Here is a 26605-nt window from a genome sequence, read left to right as displayed (position 1 = left end):
CACCCCTGGATGGCTTGAGTCGCCATGCCGACATCTGGGCATGGATGCGGGTCGCCCGTCGGGATAGTTGCGAGGGTGGCGGGGCTGACCCTTGAGAGCGACGATCCGTACCTCTGGCTGGAAGATCTTGGTGGGGCGGACGCGGCCCGCTGGGTGCGGGACCGCAACGCGGAGACCGTCGCCGCGCTGACCGGCGGCGAGGCGTTCGCCGCCCTGCGGGCCGAACTCCGGCAGGTGCTCGACGCCGAGGACCGCATTCCCTATCCCGGGTGGCGTGGGGACGGCTACTACTACGGCTTCTGGACCGACGCGGCGCACCCGCGCGGGATGTGGCGGCGGACGACGCTTGACGAGTACCGCCGGCCCGAGCCGAAGTGGGACGTGCTGCTCGACGTCGACGCGCTGGCCGCCGAGGAGGGCGAGAACTGGGTCTGGAGCGGGGCGACGGTCCTGCGGCCCGGCTACCGGCGCGGCCTGGTCGGCCTGTCCCGGGGCGGCGCCGACGCCGTCGTGGTGCGCGAGTTCGACCTGGCCCGCCGTGCCTTCGTCGAGGACGGCTTCACGCTGCCCGAGGCCAAGAGCGACGTCTGCTGGATCGACACGGACCACGTCTACGTCGGCACCGACTTCGGGCCCGGTTCGCTGACCGCCTCCGGCCATCCGCGCACGGTCCGACGGTGGCGGCGGGGCACGCCGCTGAGCGAGGCCGATGTCGTCTACGAGGGTTCCGCGGACGACGTCGCCGTGTACGCCTCGCACGACCCGACGCCCGGGTTCGAGCGCGACTTCGTGGGCCGCAGCCTGGACTTCTACCGCACGGAGAACTACCTGCTGACAGCGGCCGGCGAGCGGATCCGGATCCCCGTGCCGGAGGACGCGCAGTGGGACGTACGCCGGGAGTGGCTGCTGATCCGGCTGCGCTCGCCGTGGGCGGTCGGCGGGGTGACCCATCCCGCAGGCACCCTGCTGGCGGCCCGGTTCGACGCGTTCCTCGCCGGGGAACGGGAGATGGCGGTGCTCTTCCGGCCGGACGACCGCAGGGCGCTGAGCTACCACTTCTGGACCCGGAACCATCTGATCCTGGCCATCCTCGCCGACGTGCGGAGCCGGCTGGAGGTGCTGACGCCCGGCGGAACGGGATGGCGGCGGGAGCCGCTGGCGGGGGTGCCGGAGTTCGACCACAGCGGGATCGTGGACACGGACCCGGACCACAGCGACGCCTACCTGCTCGCCTCGGAAGGGTTCCTCCAACCGGCGACGCTGCGGCTCGGCCACGTCGGCGGCCAGGTGGAGACCCTCAAGCAGGAGCCGGCGTCCTTCGACGCGGACGGCCTGGTGGTACGCCAGTTCTTCGCCACCTCGGCCGACGGCACGCGGGTGCCCTACTTCGTGGTGGGGGATCCGCAGGCGCCCGCCGGGCCGACGCTGCTCACCGGGTACGGCGGGTATGAGATCTCCCAGACCCCGTGCTACAGCGGGATCATCGGCCGGGGATGGCTGGCCCGGGGCGGCACCTACGTGGTCGCGAACATCCGGGGCGGCGGGGAATACGGCCCGCAGTGGCACCGCGCCGCGCTGCGGGAGAACCGCCCCCGGGCGTACGAGGACTTCGCGGCGGTGGCGGCCGAGCTGGTGACACGCGGGATCACCACGCCGGCGCAGCTCGGCATCGAGGGCGGCAGCAACGGTGGGCTGCTCATGGGGGTGATGCTGACCCGCTATCCGTCGCTCTTCGGCGCGGTCGTCGCGAGTGTGCCGGTGCTGGACATGCGGCGCTACCACCGGCTGCTGGCCGGCGCCTCGTGGATGGCGGAGTACGGCGACCCGGACGAGCCGGCCGACTGGGCGTACCTGCGCCGGTACTCGCCGTACCACAACGTCCGCAGCGGGTCGGCGTACCCGCCGGTCCTGCTCGTCACCTCGACCCGCGACGACCGGGTGCACCCCGGGCACGCCCGCAAGATGGCCGCCCGGCTGCGCGAGCACGGCCACGACGTGTCCTACTACGAGAACGTCGAAGGCGGGCACGGCGCGGCGTCGAACAGCGAGCAGCGCGCGTTCATCTGGGCGCTGACGTGTGAGTTCCTGTGGCGGAAGCTGGCCGGACGGCCGCGCCAGCCTCTGCCGCGCCAACTTCCGCCGGTCGACGCGCGGGCGGGCGGGTCGGCCGGAGAATCCGGCACCGACAGCCCGCAGGCGCGGGAGCGCGGCGTCCCCGCTGACCAGGCGCTCGAAGGATAGGGAACTACCGAATCGGCCGGAGCCCGCCGACAGCCCGTCCGCGCAGAAGCCGGGCCGACCGGCCCACCTTCGCAGCAGTTGCCGGGCTCGATGCCGTCAGGCGGTCGGGGGTGGCACGGGCAGCTCGTCGACCACCAGCACCTCGGTGCCGGGGCGCACCTCGGCCAGCAGTTTCCGCTGCCCGCTCTTGGTCAGCCGGATGCAGCCGTTGGTGGTCTTCCTGCCCAGCTCGCCGTCGTGGTACCAGCTGTGTATGCCGATGTGCGCCCCGCGCAGGCTGGCCGGCACCGACTCCGGGTCGTCGGGCACCGCGCCGAGGGCGAAGATGTCCACGCCCCCGTACACGTCCTGCGGCGGCGGGGTGCGGCCGAGGATGAAGGTCCGGCCCAGCGGGGTCTCCTGGCCCCGCTGGCCGAGGCTGATCTCCCAGGACTGGACGGCCTGGCCGGCGCGGTACCAGGTCAGCCGGTGCGGCTTGCGCTCGATCACGAGCTGGTCGCGCAGCGGCACGGTGGTGAAGCCGCCGGGCGGCAGCCAGGCGAGGGTGCGGTTGGCCGAGGGGAGCAGCACGGCCGTCCAGCCGGCGCGCCGCTGGGCGATCGGCATGGTCAGCTCGACGCCGTTGATGGTGGGGGCGAGGAAGGCCAGCGGCCGCCCGCCGGGGGCGGTGTAGGCGGCGATCTCGCGGGTCGGGTGCAGGCCCTCGGTCAGCGGCGTGGTGTCCAGGGTGTCCGGGTCGGCCGGGAATCCGGTGGGCGCCGGGCCGTAGTCGACCACCGGCAGGTCGTCGGGCGCGGGCGCGGCGACGGGCACCCGCTCCGGCGTCGCCGCCGCGCTGCTCGGTGCGGCGGCGGTCGGCGTGGGCGGCGCGACGATCGGAGGTGCGGTGGGCGTGCCGTCGGGGGTCAGTGCCCAGCCCGTGGCCCCGACGGCCGCCAGCAGCAGGGGTACGCCCACGGCGACGGCCAGCAGGCCCGCCCGCCGCCGGATCATTTGGTCAAAACGCACAAAACCACTGTAACGGGTGGAGAGCGACGAAACCCCCGCCCTGGCCGGAAAGTCGACCGGGGACGGGGGCCGTCGGTGGGGTGGCGGGTCAGCTGAGGCGGGCGCCGACGTGGATGGCGACCGCGTCGTGGGCGGGTATGTTCGCGGCGAACCAGCCGTTGCCGTCCACAGTGATCACCGGCCCGCTGCACGTGCCGTTGGCGAAGGTGCCGTGGATGACGTCGCAGTAGCGGCCGGCCGGCAGCCCGGCGTGGTAGGACCGGCCGGTGATCGCGTGGTCCTCGTCGTTGACCGTCAGATAGCCCTTGCCGGCCCGGCTGAAGGCGATGTGGTTGTTGCCGTTGTCGTACCAGTTGGCGACGCCGGCGCCCTCGGTGGCGTTGCGGAAGCCGACCATGTTGGCGATCACCGGCCAGCGGTGCTCGCACTCCCAACCGGAGTAGCAGGTGGTGTCCAGGGTCCGGCCCGAGCCGTCCGAGGGCGGGCCCTGGTCACGCTGGCTGAACGTGTAGCTCGACATGACCGTCGGGGAGCCGTACGGCCAGCCGAGCATGAACGCGTTGGCCAGCGCGTAGATGCCCCGGTCGCGATAGGTCAGCACGCCGCCCACGTCGCGCTGGGTGTCGTGGTTGTCCACGAAGACCGCCGCCGAGCCGCTGGGCAGGTGCCCCCAGCCCTCGCCGAAGTTGCGCAGGTAGGCGAGCTTCTCGGAGCGGAAGACCCGGGCCAGGTCCTTGCCGTAGCGGAACTCGTGCACGTCGCCGTTGCCGGTGTACTCACCCGGCTGGATCGGCTCGCCGGCCCCGTGGATGACCTCCTGCACCAGGTACGCCGGGCGGGACAGCTTGCCCTTGATGGCGGCGATGTCGGCGGCCGGCATGTGCTTGCTGGCGTCCATCCGGAAGCCGTCGACGCCGAGCGAGAGCAGGTCGTTGAGGTACCCGGCGATCCGCGTCCGGACGTAGTCCGACTCGGTCTTCAGGTCGGCGAGGTTGACCAACTCGCAGTTCTGCACCTCGTAGCGGTCGTTGTAGTTGGCGATGTCGTCGTTGCCGTTGCGGCCGCAGTGGTGGAAGTCCTGGGTCTGGTAGATCCCGGGGTAGTCGTAGTGGCCGTACGACGAGCCGGCCCAGCCGGTGCCGCCGTTGTCCTGCCCGGACATGTGGTTGACCACCGCGTCCACGATCACCTTCACCCCGGCGGCGTGGCAGGCGTCGACCATGGACTTGAACTGGGCGCGGGTGCCCTTGCGGGACTCGATCCGGTAGCTGACCGGCTGGTAGGCCAGCCACCACTGCGAGCCCCGGACGTGCTCCTGCGGCGGGGAGACCTGGACCCAGCCGTAGCCCTTGGGGCCGAGGGTGCTCTGGCACTCGGCCGCCACCGAGGCCCAGTTCCACTCGAAGAGGTTGGCGAGGACCTTCTTGCTGCCGGCCGGGGCGGCGGCGGCCGGGGGCGCCGTCGCGGCGGCGGGGACGATCAGGCCCGCGATCACGCCGAGGGCGACGATCGCCGACAGACGTCGACGTCTCTGCATCGGAGGACTCCTGACGGGGTGCGGGGGCGGGGCGGCGGCGGGCCGGGGGGAGGGCCCGATGCTGCCGGAAAATTGCAGCCCGGTCTGAAAGTTTCCGAAAGATTACAAGCGTGTTGCGGCGACTGTCAACGCATGGACATGCGTCACTGCGGTGAGGTGAAGGGCAGCCGCGCCGTCCGTGAGGGCGGCACCGCGGCTCGCCACGGCCGAGTCGCCCCCGCCGGCGGAAGACGCGAGGCGGGGGCGAGGGCCGAAGGTCAGCGGGCCGGCGTGAGGCGGTCGGTGCCCAACCGGTCGCGGAGCACCTCGGGCACCAGCACCGAGCCGTCGGGCTGCTGGAACTGCTCCAGGATGGCCGGGAACAGGCGGCTGGTGGCCAGCGCCGACCCGTTGAGGGTGTGCACGAAGCGGGTCTGCTTGCCACCCGGCTCCCGGTAGCGGATGGCCGCCCGGCGGGCCTGGTAGTCGCCACCCCAGGAGACCGACGAGACCTCCTTGTACTTGCCCGTGCTCGGCATCCACACCTCGATGTCGAGGGTCTTCCTCATCGCGGCGCTGGCGTCGCCGGCCGACAGCAGGGTGCGCTGGTAGTGCAGGCCCAGCGCCTCGACCAGGCTCTCCGCGTGGCCGACCATCGCCTCCAGCGCGGCGTCGGCCTGTTCGGGCAGGGTGAACTGGAAGATCTCCACCTTGTTGAACTGGTGGCCCCGCACCGTGCCGCGCTCGTCCGAGTGCGAGCCGGCCGCCTCGCGTCGATAGCAGGGGGTGTAGGCGAACACCTTCAGCGGCAGCTTCGCGGTGTCCAGGATCTCGTCCTGGAACGCCCCGAGGATCGCGGTCTCCGCCGTGGGCAGCAGGAACTGCCCGCGCGGCGCGGACTGCCGGTCCAGGTGGTAGACGTCGTCGTAGAACTTGGGGAACTGGCCGGCGGCGAAGCCGGCGGTGTCCAGCAGCAGGTGCGGCGGGAGCAGGAACTCGTAGCCGGCCTCGATGTTCCGCTCGATCAACCAGTTGACCAGCGCCCACTCCAGCCGGGCGCCCAGGCCCGTGTACATCCAGAAGCCGGAGCCGCCGAGCTTCACGCCGCGCTCGTGGTCGACCAGACCCAGCGCGCGGCTCAGCTCCACGTGGTCGCGGACCTTCTCGATGGCCGGCGGCGCACCGAAGGTCTTGACGACCCGGTTCGCCTCCTTGCCGCCGCCGACCACGTCGTCGGCCGGGAGGTTGGGCAGCTCGCTCATCCGGTCGCGCAGCCGGGTCTGCACCTCGTCGAGCTGACTCTCCAGCTCGGCGAGCTGCTTGCGCTCGGCCTCCGGGGCGGTCACCTGCGGCTCGGTGCCGGCCCGCTTCGCCTGCGCGTACGCGCGCGCCTCGGCCTTGCGGCGCTGCCGCTCGGCGTCGATCCCACTGATCAGGACACGGCGTTCCTGGTCGAGCCGCTGGATCTCGTCCAGGGCACGGGTGACCTCGGCGGGATCCAGTCGCTTCGCCAGCGCGGTCTCCACCGCCTCGCGATCCTTCCGGATCAACTCCATGTCGAGCATGCTGCTCCGTACGCCTCCGTCCGGACGTCAGGTGGACCCACCGATGCTACCGTCGCGGCCCGGTCGCGCCCCGGGCCGGTCCGGACACCGCCCGCCGCCCCCACGACCGCCCCGCGCGGCGCGACCCGCGAGCCCGACCGTGCCCGCCCTCGTGTAAGGAAGGGTCCCTTGCAATCGCCAGGCGATTGCAAGGGACCCTTCCTTACACCTCAGAGCCGGATCGGCATCAGGATGGAGAAGGCGTCGGCGTCGTCGGGGCGGCGGACGGCCAGCGGCGCGATCGGGCCGTCCAGCTCCAGCAGCAACTGCCCCGGGCCGGCGGCGTCGAGGGCCTGGAGCAGGTAGTCGCCGTTGACGCCGACCCGGAACGCGTCCTCCTCCCCGGCCAGCTCGTCCGCACCGAGCAGCCGCACCCCGCCCCGGCCGTCCGGCCCGAGCACGGTCACGGCGAGCGGGGCGCCGTCGTGCCGCCGGCTGACGACGGGGGCGTCGGCGCTGGTCAGGGCCGACCGCAGGGCGGCGGCGTCGACCGTCAGCCGGTGCGCCGGCCCGTCGCCGGGGTCGGCGCGCAGCAGGCGGGCGTAGTCCGGGAAGTCGTACGGCAGGACGGCGGCGTCGACCGTACGGCCGGCGACGGAGACCGAGATCGTGCCGCCGGCCACGGTCAGGTGCGCCTCGGGGGTGCTCCCCGCGCCCGTGTCGAGCAGGGCCCGCGCCTCGTCGACGAAGGCGACGGGGGCGAGCACCCGCGCCGGCGGCCCGTCGACCCGGCCGGCCGCCCGGGCCAGGGCCATCCGGTGCCGGTCGGTCGCCACCAGCCGTACGCCGTCGCCGTCGGCGTCGAACAGCACGCCGGTCAGCACCGGCAGGTCGGGGTCGGTGCCGACCGCGAAGCGGACCGCGTCCACGGCGGCGGCCAGGTCGACACGGGACAGGACGAGGCGGGTGGTCATCGGGCGCTCCTCCGGATCGATCAGCGTACGGATCCGGGAGAGCTCGCGGCGGGCGTCGGCGAGACCGTCCTCCAGGCGGCGCAGGTGCGCGTCCAACAGGCGGTGCACCTCGGCGGGCTCGGACCGCAGCGCGGCGGCGATCTCGGCCACCGGCATGCCGACCCGGCGCAGCCCGGCCACCAGCCGGGCGGGCGCCACCTGGTCGCCGGTGTACCAGCGGTAGCCGGTGACCGGGTCGACCAGGGCGGGGGTCAGCACCCCGGCCGAGTCGTAGAACCGCAGGGCGCTCACGGTCAGCCCGCTGGCCCGGGCCAGCTCGCCGATGCTGCGCAGGTCGCTCTCCACGGCGGTGATCCTGTCGTCTCAACCTGGTCGAGGGTCAAGCCACCGACCGCCCGGGCCGCCGGTCGTGTCCGGCCTCGTCGCCGGTCACGTCGGTCGGTCGGTCGGGGCCCACGGGTCAGCGGGGCTCGTCGAGCACCCGGAACGTCATCCCGGCCCGCACCAGCCGGTCCAGCAGCGCGTCACCCATCGCGGTCACCGGCGTGACCTGGCCCGAGGTCGCCGGCAGGTCGTCGGTGGCCAGGCAGAGCGCGGACTCGGCGAGCATCTTCGCCGTCTCGTCGTACCCGGGGTCGCCGCCGGCCACCTCGGTCCGCACGCGCCGGCCGCCGCCGGCGCCGACGAACCGGACCCGGAACCAGGACCTCGCCCGCTGCTGCGGCGTCGGCCCCTGCCCGGCGGCGAGCCGGCCGAGCAGCCAGCGCCGGGCCGGCGGCAGCTGCACCAGGCCGACCAGGCCGCCCAGCCCGACCGCGCCCGCCAGCACGGTGGGCAGCCGCTTCACGGCGGCGAAGTGCCGGTAGCGGAAGTCCGGGCCGTACTCGGGGCGGGCGGCGGCGGAGCGGCGTACCACCTGCGGGTCGATGGTCGGCAGCGGCACCGTCCACATGCCCAGCTCCCCGTCGCGGGCGATTCGCCCGGGCACCGCGCGCGCCCGCCGCCCCGTCGGGCGCGGCTCGACCTGCCGGCGCTCGCGCGCCGCCCGGGACGTCTCGGCCCGCCGGGAGAAGGCGAGCAGCGCCGAGTGGTACGTGCCGGCGGAGAACCGCCCACCCGCCCGGACGAAGCCGTCGACGGTGATCGGCACGCCGGCCGGCAGGTGCTTGAGCGTGAACCAGACGCCCAGGTCGTGCGGGACCGAGTCGAAGCCGCAGGCGTGCACCAGCCGCGCCCCGGTGCGCACCGCCTCGTCGTGGTGGCGCACGTACATCAGGTCGACGAACTCCGGTTCGCCGGTGATGTCCAGGTAGTCGGTGCCGGCGTGGGCGCAGGCGGCGACGAGCGGCTCCCCGTGGTGGACGTACGGGCCGACGGTGGTGGCCACCACCCGGGCGCTCTCGGCCACCGCCCGCAGCGAGGCGGCATCGGTGACGTCCGCGGTGAGCAGGGGCAGCCCGGCCAGCGCCGGGTCGATCGCGGCCAGCCGGTCCCGGACGGCGGCGAGCCTGCCGGGGTTGCGCCCGGCGAGGGCCCAGCGCAACCCGGGCGGGACATGGCGGGCGAGGTACTCGGCGGTCAGCCCGCCCGTGAAGCCGGTGGCCCCGAACAGGACGACGTCGTACGCCCGCTGCTCACGCATCCGCCGAGTCTGCCACCCACGACGCCGGGCGGTCGACGGCGGAGCGGTCCGCGCGGAGCACCTCGCCGGTCTCGGCGAGCTGCTTGACCTCCCGCAGCGCCTGGCGGATCAGCAGCCCCGGATCGTCGCCGACGAGGTGGGCGGCGATTCCGGTGGGGGCCGCGCCGGCCAGCGGCCGCGCGGCCAGTTCCGTGCCCCGGCAGCCGGGCGCCGGGCGCAGCTCCACCTGCACCGCGCCGCCGAGCCGGCGCAGGGGCTCCGGCCAGCGTCCGCCGGGTAGCACCTCGGCGGGCGCGCGGTCGACGGTCACCACCTGCCAGCGCGTGGGCCGCGGGTCGGCCCCGGCCGCACGGGGCCAGGCCCGTCCCTGCCGGCGTACGGCCAGCGCCCGCAGGGCCGCCGCCCCGGCCGTCGTGGCGAGGGCGAGCCCGGCCCCGGTCATCCCCGCGATGCGTCCCACCGGTCCCTCCGTCCCCGCGCGTCCACCTCGGTGTCCTTCGTCCCACCGGCCCCCGTCGGGCGCGGCCGGTCGCCCGCGTGCCACCAGGGTCGCCACGGCCCGGGTGACGCAGGCTCCCCTCGAAGGGGTGAACCGGGCCCGGCCGGGTAACCGCCCGCCGCATGGCCTGGGGAGTGGACGCGTCGTGAGGGTGGGGCCGGATGCCGGAGCACGTACGGGACACCGGGGTCGTCGCGGTCGCGGGCGGGCCGGCGGGGGCGCCGCTGCTGGCGTCCCGGCTGAGCCCGGCCGCGCCGCCGGAGCCGCTGCTGCTGCGGCCCCGGCTGCTGCGGGCGCTGGACGCGGGGACGGCCGGCCCGGTCACCCTGGTCTGCGCCCCGGCGGGGTGGGGCAAGACGACGCTGCTCGCCTCCTGGTTCCGGGCTGCCCGGGAGGCCGGGAGCCACCCGGGCCGGACGGGGGAGGGGCCGGTGACGGCCGCGGCCGAGGGCGCCCGGGACACGGCGGCGGCCGGCGCGAGCCCCGGCGACTTCGGCGCGGCGGCGGACGCGCCGGCGGGGCCCGCCCGGCCGTTGCCGGCGTGGGTGTCGGTGGAGGCCGGCGACGACGGGGACCGGCTCTGGTCCTACCTGGCGGCGGCGCTGCGCGCGGCCGCCGATCCCGCCGACGACGCGCCGGGCCCACCCGTGCCCGACCGCTCGCCCCGCCCCGACCAGCTGGAGGTGCTGGCCGCGGCCCTCGCCGCCCGGGAACGGCCGGTGCTGCTGGTCCTGGACGACCTGCACCGGATCACCGACCCGGCGGCGCTGACCGGGCTGGACTTCCTGCTGCGGCACGCCGAGCAGCGGCTGCGGCTGGTGGTCGGCGCGCGTGGCGGGCTGCCGCTGGCCGTGCACCGGCTGCGGCTGGCCGGGGAGCTGACCGAGATCGGCCCGGAGGAGCTGGCCTTCACCGGCGACGAGGTCGCCGACCTGCTGACCGCGCACGGGGTGATGCTGCCGGCGGCCGGGGTGCGCCGGCTGCGGGAGCGGACCGGCGGGTGGCCGGCGGCGCTGCGGTTCGCGTCGCTGGCGCTGCGCGGGCAGTCCGACCCGGCCCGCTGGGCCGAGCAGTTCGGTGGCGACCAGCCGGACGTCGCCGGCTACCTGCGCGAGGAGGTGCTGGCCGGGCTGGCCCCGGAGGCCCGGGACGTGCTGCGTCGCTCCGCCGTGGCCGACGCGGTCTGCGCCGGGCTCGTCGACGCGCTCACCGGGCGGGCCGACGGCGAGCAGGCGCTGGCGGGCCTGGCCGGCGACGGCGGGCTGCTCCGGCGCGACGACAGCCGCCCGCCCTGGTACCGCTGCCACCCGCTGCTGGCCGACCTGCTGCGGGCCGAGCTGGGCCGGCTGCCCGCCGACGAGCTGCGCGACCTGCACCTGCGGGCGGCCGGCTGGTACGCCGACAACGGGCGGCCCGCCGACGGGCTGCGGCACGCGCTGGCCGGCGGGGACTGGGACCGGGCCACCGAGCTGTTCGTCACCCGCTGGCCGGAACTGGTCCCGTACGACCGGGACGAGCCCGGGGGACCGGCGCCCGTCCCCCCGCCGCCGGAGGCCGTGCGGCGCGACCCGGAGCTGGCGCTCGCCTGCGCCGCCGAGCGCGCCCGGGCCGGGGACGCGACCGCGGCCACCGGGCACCTGCGCGTCGCCGTGGACGCCGCCCGGTCGCTGCCAGCGCCGCGCCGGGACCGCTTCCGTCGGCTGGTCGCCGCGCTGGAGGTCACCCTGGCCCGGTTGGCCGGCGACCCCGAGGCGGTACGCGCCGCCGCCGCCCGGCTGCTCGCCGGCCGCCCCGCGCCGGACTCGGCGGTTCCGATCTCGCCACCGGCGACCGGCGCCCCCGCGACGGACGCATCACCGGCCGGCGTGCCCGCGAGCGGCGTGCCAACAACGGGCGGGCCCATCGGCGGCACGACCGGCGTGCCCGCGGCGGGCGGGCCGACCGGTATGTCCCCGACCGGCCCGGAGTGGCTGGAAACCGCCGCCTGGCTGCTCGCCCCGGGGCCCGCACTGCCGGTCGAGCCGCGCGGCGACGCCGCCGAGGACGCCGACGTGCGTGCCGTCGCCGGCACCGCGCTCGGGTTGGCCGACATGGCCGACGGCGACCTGGCCGCGGCCGGGCCCGCCTTCGTCCGGGCGCTGGCGGCGGCCCGGGACGCGGGGCGGCCGCGTACCGAGCTGGTGTGCGCCAGCCGGGCGGCGCTCCTGCACGCCGTGTGGGGCGAGCTGCGGACCGCCGAGGCGCTGGCCCGGGACGCCCTGGCCATGCCGCCGTGCCAGGGCTGGTCGTGCCGGGAGGACTGCGCGCACGGGTACCTCGCGCTGGCCCTGGTCGCGCTGCACCGGGACCAACCCGAGGAGGCGGAGGCGCACCTGGCGCTGGCCGGGCCGGCCACGGGCGAGCCGACCGTGGCGGCGACGGCGGCGCTGTGCCGGGCGGGCCTGCTGCGGGACGCCGGCGACCTGCCCGGTGCGCACCGGGCACTGGCCGAGGCCCGGGAACGGCTGGCCGACCGGCCGCGGGCCGCCGAGTTGGCGTCCTGGCTGCTGGCCGCCGAGGCGGACCTGCGCGGGGCCCGGGGTGACCTGGACACGGCCCGGCGCCTGCTCGCCGACCGGGTGCGGGACGGGGCCGATCCGCCGCTCGCGATCGCGCTGGCCCGGGTGGAACTGCGCGCCGGCGACCCCCGCGCCGCCGGGTACGCGCTGCCCGACTGGGAGGCGCCCGGGTCGGCCGACTGGCCGCTGCCCGTACGCCTGGACGCCGCGGTGCTGGACGCGGTGCTGGCGCGGCGGGCGGGCGACGACCGGCGGGCCGGACGGGTGCTGGAGCGGGCCCTCGACCTGGCCGGCCCGGAGGGGTTCCGGCGGGTGTTCACCCGCGCCGAACCCGGGGTCCGGGACCTGCTCGCCGCCCACCTCGACGCGGGCACCGCCCACTGGCCGACTGTCAGCGACCTGGTCCGGGGCGCCGACACGCCGCCCGACCGGGCTTCGGCGGACCAGCGCCCGGCGGCGCTCGACGAGCCGCTGACCGAGCGGGAGCTGACGATCCTGCGCTATCTGCAGAGCATCCTGTCCAACGTGGAGATCGCCGCCGAGTTGTCCCTGTCGGTCAACACGGTCAAGACCCACGTGCGCAACATCTACCGCAAGCTCGATGCCACCCGCCGCCGCGAAGCCGTCCGCCGCGCCCGCGACCTCCACCTGATCTGACCGCGTGGGCGGGTGAGTCAGGGGGTGGCGGCGGCGTCGACGGCGGCCAGGAGGTCCGCGAGGTCGTAGCCGGCGTCGTGGCGGACCCCGTTGACGAACAGGGTCGGGCTGGCCTCGACGCCGCTGCGGATGCCCCCGACGAAGTCCCGCCGGACCCGGTCGCCGTGCGCCTGCCGCTCCACCTCCGCGTTGACCTCGTCGGCGGGCAGGCCGAGCTGCGCGACGCCGAGCGACAGGTGCACCGGGTCGAGCTGGTCCTGGTGCTCGTAGAGCCAGTCGTGCATCGCCCAGAACCGTCCCCGCCGCCCGGCCGCCTCGCTGGCCTCTGCGGCGTGCTCGGCGTACGGGTGCATGTTGGTGATCGGGAAGTGCCGGTACGCCAGCCGCACCGTCTCGGCGCGCTGCCGCAGCACCTCCCGCAGGTTCTGGTACGCGGCCCCGCAGAACCGGCACTGGAAGTCGCCGTACTCGACGATCGTCACCGGCGCGTCCACCGGCCCACGGACGTGGTCGTGTTCGGTCACCGGGGTCCGCAGGCGGGCGGTGACCTGCAGTGGTGTGGTCATCCGGTCATCACCCGCCGATCCGTGCCGAGGCGCTCCGGCGCGAGCAGCCGGCCGTCGTCCGCTCGCCGCGGGCGTGCGGCGCCGGGCCGGGTGGCCGGCGTGCGGGAGCCGGGCGCGGCGCGCCCGGCTCGGGTCGACCCCTTCGGATCAGTCATGTCTCCCAGGCTGTCCCTGGGCGGGGTGAGCGCGGCTCACCCCGCCCGGGTGGTTCGGCCCGCGTGCCCGTCGGGCCACCTCCGCCGGCCCTCGCCGCCGGGGTCGGGGGCCGATCGAGGGGCCCGGCGGCTCAGGCCAGCACGGGGGCGACCGCGATGTGGTTCTGCACCTCGCGGATGCCCGGGGCACACCAGGCGGTGCGTTCCACCTCCGCCCGCTCCGGCATCGAGTGGACCAGTCCGCCGAGCACCACCGTGTCGCCGTGCACCCGGACGGTGATCCGTTCCGCCTCGGTGGCCCGGTTGCGGGCCAGCGCGTCGACGATCCGGGCGGCCAGGGCGTGCCCGTCCGGCCGGGTGTCGGGGCGGACGGTGATGCCGTTGCTGACCCCGCGTACGCCCGTCAGCCGGGCCACCGCCCGTTCGGCGGCGCGGCGCTGGTACTCCCAGTCCACCTCGCCGTGCAGCGTCACCCAGCCCTGCGAGACCGTCACGTCGAGCTGCTCCAGCGGGACGAAGGCGTCCCACTCCAGCGCGTGCCCCGCCGCGGCGGCGATGTCCGGGTCGGCGCGTTCGGCGCCGGTGCCGATGCGTACCGCCAGGTCGTTGGCGACCGCCCGGACGCGGGCGACCCGGTGCGCCGCCCGTTCGGCGGCCCACTTCTTGGCGTAGCTGTCGACCCGACCGGTCAGCGTGACCACGCCCTCGGAGACGGTCACGCCGATCTCGTGCGGTCGCACCCGGGGTTCCCAGGTCAGCTCGTCGAGGACGGCGGACTGGATGTCCTGGTCGGTACGGGTGATCGTCTCGATGGCCATCTGTCACTCCTCACGGGATAGCTGCCTGTGCACACGGACCCGCCGGGACCGATCCTGGCGTGGGCGGGGGTGAGCGGCCCTCACCCGACCCGGGTGGCTGTGCCCTGCCCGGGAGGTACGGCGCGGGCCCCGGCCGACCCTCAGGGGGCGACCGGGGCCCGCGGTGTGCCCGTAGGTCGGGGCGGGTCAGCCGTCGAGGCCGACGGGGGAGTTGGGACGGTCCACGTCGACGAACTCGATGTCGTCCGCCGCCCGGTCGTCCCGGCTGCCGGCGGCTCGCGCGGCGGTGCCGGCGGCCCAGCCGATCGCCGCGCCGACCAGCGCGGCGCCGATCAACAGCGTCCAGGGCAGCGTGGGGCGGCGGCCGGCGAGCGCGTCGAAGGCCAGGGTGGCCCGGCGGCGCGCCTCGTCCGCCGCGGAGCCCACCAGGTCGCCGGCCTCGTCGGTGAGGCCGGAGCCGCCGCGGCGGGCCGACCGGGCGGTGTCGCGGACACTGTCGCCCGCGGAGCTGACCGCCGAGACCAGGTTCTGCCACGCCTGGTCCGCGATCCGCTCGGGCTTGCTGCGGCGATCCAGCAGATTGGTACCGAACATGGTGGGTTACCTCCTCGGGCCGAAGCCGGCGGCCACTTCGGACTTCGACGTCTCACCGGCGCGTCATGGCTCGCTCGTTCCGCCTGTGCCCAACCGGGCACCTCCGCAAACCCTCGCCGGACGCGGGGCGAGCCCGGTCACCGGGCTGGGGCCCTCGCCGTGCGTCAGCGGAGCGTGACCACCGCGATCACGCCGCGCGCGAAGTCGTCGTCATCGTCGTCGTCATCGTCGCCGCCGCCGAAGCCGCAGGCCAGCACGAGGGCCAGCAACGCGCCGACGCCGGCCAGCGCGGCAAGTCTCCTGATCATCGATCGTCCTTCCGTCGTGGTTCCCGCTCTCCGGGCCGATGCTAGGCAGGATGGGCAACCCGCGGGCGGGAGCGGGGCCGGCCACGCCAGGAAGTTCGGGTGCCGGGCGGTGCCGGCGGGAGACGGCTACCCTGGGTCGGCGACGCGTCAGCGGCAGCTGATCGTTGGGTGAACAAGAAGTGAAAAGTCCGGACAAGGGCGACTTGGTGCGCCCTCATCCGCGAATTGCTCATCCCGAGGGGTGGCGACCGAGGCCGTCGGAGGAATACTCTCGGTCGCGGCCCGCGTACTGATGAGGCGCCCGTCGGACGGGCGAGTGGAGGTGCTCGCGTGAGCCTGTCGATCGTGAAGTCGGTTATGCCCGGTGGTGTCATCGAGATCGCCCCCCGGGGCGAGATCGACGTCGACACCGCATACGAGGTGCGCGAGGCGATCGCCGAGGTCCTGGCCAAGGGGCGCCCCAGCCGGATCGAGCTCAACATGAGGCTCGTCACCTTCATCGACTCCGTCGGTATCAGCGCGATGGTCGCCGGCTTCCAGACCGCCGAGGTGAGCGGCGTCAAGCTCGTCGTCACCGAGCCGAGCCGGTTCGTGCACCGGCAGCTCTGGGTGACCGGCCTGCTCGGCCTCTTCGGCGCCCCTGAGCCCTACTACGCCGGCGTGCCCGCCCCCGAGGTCCTCCCCGGCGCCTGACCCGCCGGCAGGGGTCCCGCCGGTGCCCCGTTGGCGTCAGTCGTCGCCGCGGCCCGACAGGTCGATGTCGGACGCCTCGGTGACGCGCGCGGATCGCACGGCCGGCATCCGCGCGCGGAGCGGCGCGCCGTTGCCAGCGCGCCGCCGGTGCGCGACGATCGGGCGACGGCGACGGTGGGGAGACGGCGTGCTCAGGCGGGATTCCTTCAGCTACACCGTCCAGGCGCGCTGCTCGCTCGCCGACGCCGCGGGGTTGCTCGCGGACCCGGCCCGGCAGCAGGACCTGCACCCGCTGATCGTCCGGGTCCGCCGGGTGTCGCCCCGTCGCGGCGCGCGGGCCAGCTACCTCATCACCGACCGGCTGGCCGTCGGGCCGCTGCGCCTGCCGGTCACCTACCGGGCCGACGTCCTGGTCGACGGGCCGGACGAGATCGTCACCGTGGCGCGGCAGTGGCCGGCCACCACGGTGCGCAACCGGACCCGACTGCGGGCCGAGCCGGACGGCGTGGTCCGGATCGACGTCGAGATCACCCTCACCGCGCCGGTCCCGCTCTTCGGCTACGCCTTCCGCCAGGCGCGCGCCGCCCACCTGGGGCTGGCGGCCCGGCTCGGCGTCGCCCTGGGCGGGCACCCGCCGGAGTCACCGCCCGCCTGAGCCGGGCATCGACGACGCCGCCACCTCCCCGGCCGACGGCCGGGGAGGTGGCGGCGGGAAGGCGGTCGCCCCGGTGACCCGCGAGCGGGTCACCGGGGCCGGGGCGTCAGTAGACCGACAGGTGCACGTGGTTGGTGTGGTCGCTGGACGGGTCGCCGTTGGCGCCGCTGTACGACTTCCATCCGCTGCTGGGCAGCCAGATCTGCCTGTACCAGATCACGTAGAGCACGGCGAGCCGGTCGGCGTTCTTGACGAAGTACGCCGCCAGGTTGTTGCCGTACGTCCTGTCGCCGCCGGTGGCGTCGCCCCCGAACCCGCCCTTCTGGGCCGCGAAGTCGCAGGCGCGACCCTTGGGGTGCTCCCCGGAGCCGCCGGGGCGGTAGCAGGAGACGTAGCGGGTGAAGCCGGCCGCCTTGGCCTGGTTGAGCGCGTGCAGGGTGCGCGGGGTGATGCAGCCGTTGGCGGGGGTGGGGTCGTTGACGCTGCACGACTCGGACGGCCAGGACCCGTCGGAGTTGCGCGGCGCCGGCTTCGCCGTCGCGGTGGAGCTGCCGCCCGGCCCGCCGCCGCTTGACTGCGACCGGTTGGCCACCGTCAGCGCCCGTTCCGCCTGGTCCTTGCGCTTGGCCATCAGCGTGACCTGCTTGCGCTGCTCCCGGATCTCGCCGTCCAGGGCGAGCTTGGTGCGGGCGGCCTGGTCGCGGGTCTCCTGGAGCTCGCGGAGCGCCCGGTCCTCGTTGGCGGCCACCGCGTCGAGGGCGGCGGCCCGGTCCATGAAGCCGTCCGGCGAGCCGCTGTTGAGCAGGGCGGACGCCACCCCCAGCCGGCCGGTCCGGTAGGCCACCCCGGCGATCTCGCCGACCTTGCTGCTCCGCTCGGTCAGCTCGCTCTCGGTCGTCTTGAGCTGCGCGGCGAGCTGCTGCTGCCGCTTGACCGACGTGTCCAGCGCCCGCTTGGCGTCCAGGTAGCCCTTGCTGGCGGCTTCGAGCTGGGCCCGCAGGGCGGGCGTGCCGCCCTCCTCGTCCTGGCCGGGGGCCGCGGCGAGCAGGCCGGCCCGGGAGGCGGCCGCTGCGGGGGTGGTGGTGACCGGGGCGACCGCGGCGCCGAGGGCGAGCGTCACGGCGATCAGGGCCGCCAACCGGGCGGCGCGTCGTCGTACAGGTGCCATCACTGGCATACACGTGTCCTTCCGTCAGCCGCCGACCGGGTTAGCTGACGGGTTCGGGACGGAAGATCCCTACCGCTGACGCGGATGCACCCCACGAACATGGTTCCCCGGTTCGCCCCGCCGGGCGATTAGGCGGCGGCCACCGCCGGCACCGGTGGGTGCCGCCTGGCGGAGGCCGGAACCGAGCCTACCGGTGCCGGTGTGACTGGTGCAGCACGGGTGACTGAGGGTGCCTGTCTGCTTACCGTCAAATCCGGCATAAGTCAACAATACTCTCCCAGATTTAAGGCTGTGCTCATTACCACTCAACCGACCCGCAGGCCCCGGGAGACGCCCCCGGCTCGATCTGCAACGTCGCGTGCTCGATCTGGAAGTCCTCGTGCAGGGCCGTCCGGGCCGCGGTGAGCACCGCGCCGACCTCCGCGCCCGGCTTCATGGTCAGGTGCGCCGAGGCCACCTCCATCCCGGAGGTCAGCGTCCAGACGTGCAGGTCGTGTACCTCGGCCACGCCGGGCACGGCGGCCAGCCGGTCGTGCACCCTGGTGACCTCGAGGTGCTCCGGCGCGGCCTGCACCAGGATGCGCAGCGCGGCGCGCCCGAGTCGCCAGGTGCGGGGCAGGATGAACAGCCCGATCGCCACCGCGACCAGCGGGTCCGCCCACCACCAGTCGGTGACGGCGATCAGCAGGGCCGCGCCGATCACGCCGAGTGAGCCCAGCAGGTCGCCCAGCACCTCCAGGTACGCGCCCTGCATGTTGATGCTCTCCTTCGCCCCGGACCGCAGGAGGGCGAAGGCGGCCACGTTGGCGAGCAGGCCGAGCACGGCGACCGCGAGCATCGGGCCGGCGAGCACCTCCGGCGGGTCGCCGAACCGGCGTACGGCCTCGACGACCACGTAGACCGCGACGCCGGAGAGCAGCACGGCGTTGGCCAGGGCGGCCAGCACCTCCAGCCGGTAGAGGCCGAAGGTGCGCTGCGGGTCCGCGCCGGCGCGGCGGGTCGCGGTGATCGCCGCGAGCGCCATGCCGATGCCGAGCACGTCGGTGAACATGTGCCCGGCGTCGCTCAGCAGGGCCAGTGAGCCGGTGCGGAAGGCGGCCAGCGCCTCCACCACCATCAGGGCGCCGAGCAGCGCGAACGCCGCCCAGAGGCGGCCCCGGTGGCGGTGCGCGGCATTCGCGACCGACCCGTGGTGGTGGTCATGACCTGCACCCACGCGCCCACCTTCCGTCACCCGTCCGGACCCGGTTCAATCTATGCTCACATCGCAATATGTGCAAGTGACTGCCCGGCGGCGGCCGGGACGACTCAGCCGGTCGGGTCGACGGTGGTCAGCCGCTGGGTGGCCCGCGACAGCGCGACGTAGAGCGTCCGTACGCCCGAACCCGGGTCGGCCCGGATCTCGCCCGGGGCGACCAGGACCACGCCGTCGTACTCCATGCCCTTGGCCTCCAGGCTGGTCACCACCTGTAGGCGCGGCGCGCCCAGCCCGCCCAGCCACCCGGCCACCTCGTCCCGGCGGGGCACCGGGGTGATCACGCCCACGGTGCCCTCCACCTCGGCCAGCAGCGCCGTGGCCGCCGTCACCACGGCGGCCTCCAGCTCCACCGGCGGCACCACCAGCTCGACCGGGTCGACGCCGGTGGAGCGCACCGCCCTGGGCAGCGGGAGGTCCGGGTGCAGCCGGCGGATCTCGGCCGCCGCCACCGCGAAGATCTCCGCCGAGTTGCGGTAGTTCGTGGTCAGGGTGAAGTGGTGCCGCTTGCGCCGGCCCAGCGCCTGGTCCCGGGCCCGGGTCAGCTCCTCCGGGTCGCCCGTCCACGCGGTCTGCGCCGGGTCGCCCACCACCGTCCACGAGGCCAGCCGGCCGCGCCGGCCGATCATGCGCCACTGCATCGGCGAGACGTCCTGCGACTCGTCGACCACGACGTGCGCGTACTCCCGGTAGTCCTCCGGGCGCTGCCGCGCCGCCTCGCGGGCCGCGCGCTGCCGGTCGGCGAACGTGCTCAGCTCGCGGACCCCGCCGGCCAGCTGGAACGGGTCCCGCTTCGGCCGGGCCGGCTTCATCGGCTTGCCGAGCAGCGCGTCCAGCTCGTCCAGCAGCGCGATGTCGGCGATCGTCAGCCCGACGCGGTCCAGGCTCCGGTACGCGTCGGTCAGCAGCCGGACCTCGGCGCCGGAGAGGATCCCGCCGGCGTACCGGCGCAGCCGGTCGGGGCGGGCCAGCCAGCCCAGCACGTGCCGGGGGTGCAGCCGGGGCCACCACGCCTTGAGGAACTCCCGGAACTCCGGCCGCTCGGCGATCTCGTCCTCGAACGCGCGCTGCTCGGGCAGCCGGCCGATGCCCAGCCGACGGGCCTGCGCCCAGAGCGCGGCGAAGACGCCGTCGAAGCCGGCGCGGCGCACCTCGTTGCGGCGGGCTCCCCGGGACATCGCGCGCTCCCGGATGGCGTCCAGCTCGCGGCGGTCCAGCCGGAGCAGCTCGCCCCGGTAGAGCAGGCGTAGCTCGGCCGGGCCGTCCGGCACCGCGTCCCGGGCCGCCCGTTCCAGCACCCGGCGCATCCGCAGCGAGCCCTTGACCGCCGCCACGGCCGGCGGGTCGGTACGGGTGGCGCTCATGCCCGGGAACAGGGTGCCCAGCGAGTGCAGCGTGGCGGTGTCCTCGCCGAGCGAGGGCAGCACCGAGGCGATGTACTCGACGAAGACCGAGGACGGCCCGACCACCAGGATGCCGCCGCCGGCGTACCGGCTGCGGTCGGAGTAGAGCAGGTACGCGGCCCGGTGCAGGGCGACCGCCGTCTTGCCGGTGCCGGGGCCGCCGGAGACGATCGTCACCCCGGAACCGGGGGAGCGGATGGCCTCGTCCTGCTCCCGCTGGATGGTGGCGACGATGTCCCGCATGCCCCGGCCGGTGGCCTTCGACAGCGTGGCGAGCAGCGCGCCGTCGCCGACCACCGCCATGTCGGCGGGCGCGGCGGCGGGATCGAGCAGGTCGTCCTCGATCCGGGTGACCCGCTCACCGGAGGACTGGATCATGCGCCGCCGCACCACGCCCAGCGGCTCCGCCGGGGTGGCCTGGTAGAAGGCGGCGGCGGCCGGGGCCCGCCAGTCGACCACCAGGGTGGTCGCGTCCTCGTCCCGGATGCCGAGCCGCCCGACGTGCAGCACCTGCCGGTCGCGCAGGTCCAGCCGGCCGAAGACCAGCCCCTCGTGCTCGGCGTCCAGCACGTGCCGGCGCTGCGCGGCGTGGAACACCATCGCGTCCCGCTCGACCAGCGCCCCGAAGTTGCCGACCCGGGCGAGCCGGTAGCCCTCCTTCTCGGCGCGGACCGCCGACCGGCGCAGCTCGGCCAGTCGGGCGTACACCCGGTCGAGGTGCCGCTGCTCCACGGCGGTCTCCTGCGCCAGGGTGGTCTGGTCGGTCAACGGTCGCTCCTCCTGACGTCGGCGGCGGGCGGCGCGAACCGCGCGAACCACGCCAGGCCAACCGCAAGAGGGTACGGCCCGTGCGCAACCAGCCGCGCCTGAGGTGCGGGAAAGGAGCCCGCGTCACTCCGCCCGGCCTGCCCGCGTCACCCCTTCCGGGTGGTGGTGGGCGCGGCGGAGCGGGCGTCGGCGAGCACCTGGCGGAGCACGCCGCCCAGCGCCGCGTTGACCTCGGCGGGGCGTTCCATCATCAGCATGTGCCCGGCGCCCGGACAGACGGTCAGCTCCGTCGCCGGCAGCACGGCGGCGATCGACTCGGCGCACGGCGGCGGGGTGAGCCGGTCCCGGTCGCCGACCAGCGCCGCCGCCGGCAGGTGGGCGAGCCGGGCGAGGGTGTCCAGCCGGTGCTGCGCCCCGATCGAGGCGCGGAACCCGCCGATCGAGCGGAGCGAGGCGCGGGCCACCGCCGAGGTGACCAGCCGGATGTCGTGCGGGTCGCAGCGGTCGCCGAAGAGCATCCAGCGGATGCTGGGGCGCAGGGCCCGCAGCAGCGCCCGGGGTGGCCGCCAGGACCCGCACCGGGCCAGCACGCCGGCCCCGGTGGTCTCGGCGAGCCGGATCAACCGGGCGATCCGGGGCGACAGGCCGTAGGCGGTGTGCGTGTGCCCCTCGGCCGTCGTGGAGACGAAGACCAACCCGGCGGCCCGGGCGGCGAAGTGCTCGGGGTGCCGGTGCGCGTACTCCATGATCGTCATGCCGCCCATCGAGTGGCCGGCGAGCACCACCCGGCCGTCCGGGGCCACCTCGTCAAGCACCGCGGCCAGGTCGTCGCCGAGTTGGGCGAGGGTGGCGGTGGGCAGCGCCATGCAGCTCGACCGGCCGTGCCCGCGGGCGTCGTAGGTCACCACCCGTACCGCGCCGTCGAAGCGTTCCCGCAGGTCGGCGAGCTGCCGGTGCCAGGCCCGCCCGTCCAGCGTCCAGCCGTGCAGCAGCACCACGGTGACCTCGGCGTCGGCCGGCCCTGTCGCCTCGACGTGCAGACACACGTCGTCGGGAAGACGTACCTCGACGTGCTCTGGCATCGCCACCTCCCCAAGGCCGCGCTGGTCCGCAACACCGGGGATACCCGGTGGTAACACCGGCTACCCGTCATGACACCACAGCAACCGTGCCGGTGAGAAGATTCGCAACCCGTCCGGGCGCCGGCCGGGCCGGCCATGCTGGGGGCATGGGGTCGCCGCAGGCAACGCCGCCCGGGCCCGCACCGGCCGGGCGGGCGGCCGGCGGCACGCCCCGGGCCGCCCTGGCGGAACTGCTCGCCGGCAACCGCCGGTTCGTCAGCGGCCAGCCGATCCACGGCCACGACGTCACCGCCGCCGCCGCGGCGGCCTCCGGGGACCAGCAGCCGTACGCGGTGCTCCTCGGCTGCATCGACTCGCGGGTGCCGCTGGAGGCGATCTTCGACCAGACGTTCGGCTCGATCTGCGTGATCCGCACCGGCGGGCACGTGCTCGACCGGGCCGTGCTCGGCTCCATCGAGTACGTGGTCGGGGAGTTGGGCGTACCGCTGGTGGTGGTGCTCGGGCACGAGCGGTGCGGCGCGGTCGCCTCCGCCGTGGACGTGCTGCGCGGCGGGCGGTCACCGGGCGGCGCGCTGGCGCACCTCGTCGAACAGATCGCCCCGGCGGTGACCGAGGTGGGCGTCGACGATCCTCGGGCGCATCCGCTGGCGGTCCGCCGGCACGTGCTGCGGACGGTGGCCGCGCTGCGCGCCGACGACCTGCTCGCCGGCCCCGTCGCCGCCGGCCGGCTGGCCGTGGTCGGCGCCCTCTACGACCTGGCCACCGGCGAGGTCGCCCTGCTCGAGGTGTAGCGGAAGGATCCCTTCGCTACATCAGTCCACAGACGCGGAACCGCCCGCCGGGATGATCCCGACGGGCGGTCCAGGTGTCGCGTGGGGGAGGGCTCAGCCCTCGAAGACGCCGGCCTCGACGAGGCGCTTCTCGGTGGCGTCCCAGCCGTCACCCGGGTGGGTGGCGTTGAGGTTGTTGAGCTCGGCCCGGATCTTCGCGGCGTGGCCGGCGGCAGCCAGCGTCCGGATCTCCTCGACGAAGGCCTCGGAGTCGGTGCGCAGGTGCGCGGTCTTGCCGTTGGTCAGGTTCCGCACGTAGGCGTGCTTGCCGCCGTTGAGCGGGATGACGTACTTGAACTCGCCCAGCACGCTGAGGGCGCCACCCTGGCCAGCCTGGCCGGCCCGGACTGACGCGCGCGCGGTCTTAGAGGTGTTGCTCGCCACGGAGGTACTCCTTGCAAGACGTACGGGAGGACGGAACGTCCGGGGGCTGTGCGGACGGCACCTGGTGAGTGGGCCCGCGGAAGTTGTGCGCGGCACAGGCCGCCGATGGAACTGTACACGACCACGGTCCCTGGCTGGTTATCGCGTCTGGAGGGGTCAACGGCGGTCACCCGTCCGACTATTCCGACCGGCGAATTTTCCGATTCCCTGGCGCACCATCCGTCACACCAGTCATCATGTGTTCCAGAAGCCACTCGGGTGATCGAGGTCGTAGGGGAAGACGCACCTCGCTCTCCGGGAGGTCTCCGTGCCAACGCGTGGCGTCGTATACGTCCACTCGACCCCACTCGCCGTGTGCTCACACGTCGAGTGGGCGATCGCGCGCGTCCTCGCTGCGCCGGTCAACCTGCAGTGGACGGCTCAGCCCGTCGACCCCGGCGCTCGCCGGGCCGAATGCGGGTGGACCGGTCGTCCGGGGACGGGCGCCGAGCTGGCTGCTGCCCTCCGGCAGTGGCCCATGATCCGTTTCGAGGTCACCGAGGAGCCGAGCGCCGGCGCCGACGGCGAGCGCTTCATGTACGTCCCGGGGCGCGGCCTGTTCCGCGCGACCGTGGGCGCGGCCGGCGACATCCAGCTCGGCGAGGACCGGCTGCGCAGCCTGATGGCGGGCGCGCGGGCGCCGGAGGCCCTCGCGCACGCGCTCGACAAGGCGCTCGGCACCGCCTGGGACGCCGAGCTGGAGCCCTACCGCTACGCCGGCGACGGCGCCCCGGTGACCCTGCTCACCCGCGTCGGCTGACGTCCCACGTCCGGCCGCACCCCGGCCCGGCGGTGGCGCGCAGGTCAGGTTGCCCCGATAAGGGGTGAACTGGTGGGATGGGCCGCGTGTCGACTACCCCGCGACGTGCCGGCGTCGCGCTCGCCGCCCTGACCGCCCTGCTCCTCTCCGGATGCTCGGAGCCAACGGACCGCCGCCCCGAGCCCGCGTCGACGAGCGCCGCGGCCACCCCGACACCCGGCGCGAGCCTGCCCGCCGCCGACCCGGCCGCCCGCGCCGCCGCCCTGGTCGGCACGCTCGCCGACGAGGACCTGGTCGGCCAGGTGCTGATGCCCTACGCCTACGGCGACTCGGCGACCCGGGTCTCGCCCGGATCGAAGGCCGGCAACCAGGCGCTCGCCGGGGTGGACACCCCGGCCGAGATGATCGCCAGGTACCGGCTCGGCGGGCTGATCCTGGTCGGCTTCAGCGCCGACGACCCGACCAAGGGCAACCAGGAGACCACCAACGTCGACAACCCGGAGCAGGTCCGCGAACTCACCACCGGCCTGCGCGAGGCCGCCGGTCGGCTGCCAGCCGGTCAGGCGCCGTTCCTGATCGGCACCGACCAGGAGTATGGCGTGGTCACCCGGATCACCGACGGGGTGACCCTGCTGCCCAGCGCCCTCGCCGCGGGCGCGGCCGGGAAGCCGGAGCTGACCGAGGCCGCCTGGCGGGCGGCCGGCACCGAACTCGCCGCGATGGGCGTCAACCTCGACTTCGCCCCGGTCGCCGACGTGCTCGCCACCCGCAGCACCGTGATCGGCTCCCGGTCGTACGGGGCGGACCCGAAGGTGACCGCGGGGCAGGTGGCCGGCGCGGTCCGCGGGTTGCAGGCCGCGGGCGTCGCCGCGACCGTCAAGCACTTCCCGGGCCACGGGCACAGCGCCGCCGACTCGCACGAGGACCTGCCGGTGCTCGGCCAGTCCCGCAAGGCGCTGGAGACCGGTGCCTGGCCGCCCTTCTCCGCCGGCATCGACGCCGGCGCGATGGCCGTCATGTCCGCCCACCTCGACGCCCGGTCGGTGGACCCGGGCACCGCGGCGACCTTCTCGCGCAAGCTGCTCACCGACGTGCTGCGCGGCCAGCTCGGCTTTCAGGGCGTGGTGATCACCGACGGGATGAACATGCCGCCGGCGAAGCGCTGGTCACCGGGGGAGGCCGCGGTGCGCGCGCTGCAGGCGGGCAACGACCTGATCCTGATGACGCCGCACGTCGGCCAGGCGTACGACGGGCTGCTCGCCGCGCTCCGCGACGGCTCGCTGCCCCGGGCCCGCCTCGTGGAGGCCGCGACCCGGGTGCTGACCATGAAGTTCAAGCTCGCCGACCGGCCCACGCCCGAGCTGTCCACGCTGGGCGGCCCGGCGCACCGGAAGGCGGCGGAGGACCTGGCGGCGGCGGCCGTGACGGTGTTCCGCGGCGCCTGCGGCGGCGGGGTGCGGGGCCCGGTGACCGTCACCTCCTCCGGCGGGCGCGACCACACCCGGGCGGCGCTGACCGAGGCGCTCACCTCGGCCGGGGTGAAGGTGGTGCCCAGCGGCGGCACGGTGGTGCACCTGGTCGGGTACGGCGACGGCGCCGGCGACCTGCGCGCCGACGCCGCCGTCACGGTCGCCATGGACACCCCGTACGTGCTGGCGAAGGCGAAGTCACCGACCCTGCTGGCGACGTACTCGTCCAGCCGGGCGTCGATGACCGCCCTCGCCGGGGTGCTGGCCGGCAAGGCGCGGCCGGAGGGCCGGTCCCCGGTGCCGGTGCCCGGCCTGCCCGCCACCACCTGCGCCGGCTGAGCGCCTCAGTCGCGGTTGATCCGGGCCGACTGCTTCACCAGCTGGTACGCCGGCAGCAGGTCCTCCGGGTCCGGGGCGTCCAGGCTCAGCACGATCGGACCGTAGAGGGAGGACAACGCGATGGCCCGGTCCGTGTCGCCGTCCGCCGTGTAGCTCGCCTCCACGGCGTCGAGCGTGCCGGCCCGCAGCCGCCGGTACTGCGTGTCCGAAGCCTTCGGCGAGTACGCCTCGACGAAGTGCTTCAGGTGCGCCTCGGCGCCGCCGGCGACCCCGTCGACCCGCCAGACCCGGAGGAACCCGAGTTCGCCGGTCGGCCGGGCGTCGAGTTCGCACAGCATCCTGGCATTGCCGACGGTCGGCTCGCCGAACTCCGCCGAGCCCTTCACCGCCTCGACCTTCCACCTGGCCGGCAGCGAGAAGGTGATCGGCAGCTCGCAGGGCGTTCCCTTCGTGCCGACGGTGGTGCTGGCGGCCGCGGCGGCCACCTCGTCGTGCCAGGGCGGGCCGGGGGTCACCGGCGAGGCGGTGGTGCTCGGCGCGGCCGACGGCGAACCGCCGGCCGCCGGCGTCTCCTTCGCGTCGGCGCAGCCGCCGGTCAGCGCGATGGTCAGCGCCGCGAGCACGGCGGCGCGGGTACGTCGTTCCATGTGTCCATTCCCCGTCGACGATGAGAGCCGGCC

At 75.1% G+C, this 26605-nt stretch carries 24 protein-coding genes and 1 riboswitch; of the genes, 7 read left to right on the top strand and 17 right to left on the bottom strand.

What is annotated here, in order from left to right:
* The first annotated feature begins 75 nt into the window (after positions 1-75).
* Positions 76-2241, top strand: coding sequence for a prolyl oligopeptidase family serine peptidase (locus AB0G14_RS07315; protein WP_357694658.1), 2166 nt, complete (start codon positions 76-78; stop codon positions 2239-2241).
* Between the two features lie 96 nt (positions 2242-2337).
* Here the strand turns inward: AB0G14_RS07315 and AB0G14_RS07310 are convergent, their stop codons facing one another.
* The 6 genes from AB0G14_RS07310 to AB0G14_RS07285 all read right to left on the bottom strand — a co-directional run bounded on the left by AB0G14_RS07310 (position 2338) and on the right by AB0G14_RS07285 (position 9367).
* Positions 2338-3249 (bottom strand): L,D-transpeptidase family protein, encoded by a 912-nt coding sequence (locus AB0G14_RS07310; protein ID WP_357694656.1) that lies wholly within the window; start codon positions 3247-3249, stop codon positions 2338-2340.
* 88 nt (positions 3250-3337) lie between these two features.
* Entirely contained in the window at positions 3338-4786 is a 1449-nt protein-coding gene (locus tag AB0G14_RS07305) for an alpha-amylase family protein (protein ID WP_357694654.1), read from the bottom strand.
* A 257-nt stretch (positions 4787-5043) separates the two neighbouring features.
* Positions 5044-6330: a serine--tRNA ligase gene (gene serS, locus AB0G14_RS07300; RefSeq protein WP_357694652.1), complete on the bottom strand. Its 1287-nt coding sequence runs from the start codon at positions 6328-6330 to the stop codon at positions 5044-5046.
* Between the two features lie 209 nt (positions 6331-6539).
* Entirely contained in the window at positions 6540-7616 is a 1077-nt protein-coding gene (locus AB0G14_RS07295) for a MerR family transcriptional regulator (protein ID WP_357694714.1), read from the bottom strand.
* Positions 7617-7743: 127 nt separating this feature from the next.
* Positions 7744-8925 (bottom strand): saccharopine dehydrogenase NADP-binding domain-containing protein, encoded by a 1182-nt coding sequence (locus tag AB0G14_RS07290; protein ID WP_357694650.1) that lies wholly within the window; start codon positions 8923-8925, stop codon positions 7744-7746.
* Complete coding sequence (locus AB0G14_RS07285; protein WP_357694712.1) at positions 8918-9367, bottom strand: hypothetical protein; 450 nt, start codon at positions 9365-9367, stop codon at positions 8918-8920. The genes AB0G14_RS07290 and AB0G14_RS07285 overlap by 8 nt, the downstream gene beginning before the upstream one ends.
* Before the next feature lie 218 nt (positions 9368-9585).
* Between AB0G14_RS07285 and AB0G14_RS07280 the strand changes: the two genes are divergently transcribed.
* Positions 9586-12639, top strand: coding sequence for a LuxR C-terminal-related transcriptional regulator (locus AB0G14_RS07280; RefSeq protein WP_357694648.1), 3054 nt, complete (start codon positions 9586-9588; stop codon positions 12637-12639).
* A gap of 17 nt (positions 12640-12656) precedes the next feature.
* Here the strand turns inward: AB0G14_RS07280 and AB0G14_RS07275 are convergent, their stop codons facing one another.
* From AB0G14_RS07275 to AB0G14_RS07255, 5 genes are all read right to left on the bottom strand, one after another.
* Positions 12657-13205 (bottom strand): thioredoxin domain-containing protein, encoded by a 549-nt coding sequence (locus tag AB0G14_RS07275; protein WP_357694646.1) that lies wholly within the window; start codon positions 13203-13205, stop codon positions 12657-12659.
* Positions 13202-13360 carry a hypothetical protein gene (locus AB0G14_RS07270; protein ID WP_357694644.1) on the bottom strand — a complete coding sequence of 53 codons (159 nt, stop codon included), beginning with the start codon at positions 13358-13360 and terminating at the stop codon, positions 13202-13204. Before AB0G14_RS07270 ends, AB0G14_RS07275 begins: the two co-directional genes overlap by 4 nt.
* A gap of 131 nt (positions 13361-13491) precedes the next feature.
* Positions 13492-14178: a BON domain-containing protein gene (locus AB0G14_RS07265; protein WP_357694642.1), complete on the bottom strand. Its 687-nt coding sequence runs from the start codon at positions 14176-14178 to the stop codon at positions 13492-13494.
* 186 nt (positions 14179-14364) lie between these two features.
* Positions 14365-14772, bottom strand: coding sequence for a hypothetical protein (locus AB0G14_RS07260; protein WP_357694640.1), 408 nt, complete (start codon positions 14770-14772; stop codon positions 14365-14367).
* A gap of 164 nt (positions 14773-14936) precedes the next feature.
* Positions 14937-15080, bottom strand: coding sequence for a hypothetical protein (locus AB0G14_RS07255; RefSeq protein ID WP_357694638.1), 144 nt, complete (start codon positions 15078-15080; stop codon positions 14937-14939).
* A 330-nt stretch (positions 15081-15410) separates the two neighbouring features.
* Between AB0G14_RS07255 and AB0G14_RS07250 the strand changes: the two genes are divergently transcribed.
* Positions 15411-15773 (top strand): STAS domain-containing protein, encoded by a 363-nt coding sequence (locus tag AB0G14_RS07250; protein WP_357694636.1) that lies wholly within the window; start codon positions 15411-15413, stop codon positions 15771-15773.
* 187 nt (positions 15774-15960) lie between these two features.
* Positions 15961-16428, top strand: coding sequence for an SRPBCC family protein (locus AB0G14_RS07245; protein ID WP_357694634.1), 468 nt, complete (start codon positions 15961-15963; stop codon positions 16426-16428).
* Positions 16429-16534: 106 nt separating this feature from the next.
* Here the strand turns inward: AB0G14_RS07245 and AB0G14_RS07240 are convergent, their stop codons facing one another.
* The 4 genes from AB0G14_RS07240 to AB0G14_RS07225 all read right to left on the bottom strand — a co-directional run bounded on the left by AB0G14_RS07240 (position 16535) and on the right by AB0G14_RS07225 (position 22104).
* The gene (locus tag AB0G14_RS07240) at positions 16535-17596 is read right to left on the bottom strand and encodes a hypothetical protein (protein WP_357694710.1); all 1062 of its coding nucleotides are present in this window, start codon (positions 17594-17596) and stop codon (positions 16535-16537) included.
* 13 nt (positions 17597-17609) lie between these two features.
* Positions 17610-17741, bottom strand: a riboswitch (cyclic di-AMP (ydaO/yuaA leader).
* Positions 17742-17894: 153 nt separating this feature from the next.
* A complete protein-coding gene (locus tag AB0G14_RS07235) occupies positions 17895-18812 on the bottom strand; it encodes a cation diffusion facilitator family transporter (protein WP_357694632.1) in 918 nt (305 codons plus the stop codon).
* 92 nt (positions 18813-18904) lie between these two features.
* A complete protein-coding gene (locus AB0G14_RS07230) occupies positions 18905-21022 on the bottom strand; it encodes an AAA family ATPase (protein WP_357694630.1) in 2118 nt (705 codons plus the stop codon).
* A gap of 146 nt (positions 21023-21168) precedes the next feature.
* The gene (locus AB0G14_RS07225; protein WP_357694628.1) at positions 21169-22104 is read right to left on the bottom strand and encodes an alpha/beta hydrolase; all 936 of its coding nucleotides are present in this window, start codon (positions 22102-22104) and stop codon (positions 21169-21171) included.
* A gap of 146 nt (positions 22105-22250) precedes the next feature.
* Between AB0G14_RS07225 and AB0G14_RS07220 the strand changes: the two genes are divergently transcribed.
* Complete coding sequence (locus AB0G14_RS07220) at positions 22251-22895, top strand: carbonic anhydrase (protein ID WP_357694626.1); 645 nt, start codon at positions 22251-22253, stop codon at positions 22893-22895.
* Positions 22896-22988: 93 nt separating this feature from the next.
* Here AB0G14_RS07220 and AB0G14_RS07215 read toward each other — a convergent pair whose 3' ends face one another.
* Positions 22989-23318 carry a hypothetical protein gene (locus AB0G14_RS07215; RefSeq protein ID WP_357694624.1) on the bottom strand — a complete coding sequence of 110 codons (330 nt, stop codon included), beginning with the start codon at positions 23316-23318 and terminating at the stop codon, positions 22989-22991.
* A 307-nt stretch (positions 23319-23625) separates the two neighbouring features.
* On the opposite strand from AB0G14_RS07215, the gene AB0G14_RS07210 reads away from it, so the two are divergent.
* Together AB0G14_RS07210 and AB0G14_RS07205 are read left to right on the top strand one after the other, a co-directional pair.
* Positions 23626-24117, top strand: a complete 492-nt coding sequence (locus AB0G14_RS07210) for a DUF3145 domain-containing protein (RefSeq protein ID WP_350707719.1) — start codon at positions 23626-23628, stop codon at positions 24115-24117.
* Positions 24118-24194: 77 nt separating this feature from the next.
* Positions 24195-25925: a glycoside hydrolase family 3 protein gene (locus AB0G14_RS07205; protein ID WP_357694621.1), complete on the top strand. Its 1731-nt coding sequence runs from the start codon at positions 24195-24197 to the stop codon at positions 25923-25925.
* A gap of 5 nt (positions 25926-25930) precedes the next feature.
* On the opposite strand, the gene AB0G14_RS07200 is transcribed toward AB0G14_RS07205, so the two are convergent.
* Complete coding sequence (locus AB0G14_RS07200) at positions 25931-26572, bottom strand: lipoprotein (protein ID WP_357694619.1); 642 nt, start codon at positions 26570-26572, stop codon at positions 25931-25933.
* Positions 26573-26605 lie beyond the last annotated feature (33 nt).

It is taken from the genome of Micromonospora sp. NPDC023814, from assembly GCF_040639595.1.
Taxonomy (GTDB): Bacteria; Actinomycetota; Actinomycetes; order Mycobacteriales; family Micromonosporaceae; genus Micromonospora.
Note: the sequence above shows the minus strand (reverse complement) of the source record. Positions and strands in the feature narration are given on the sequence as shown.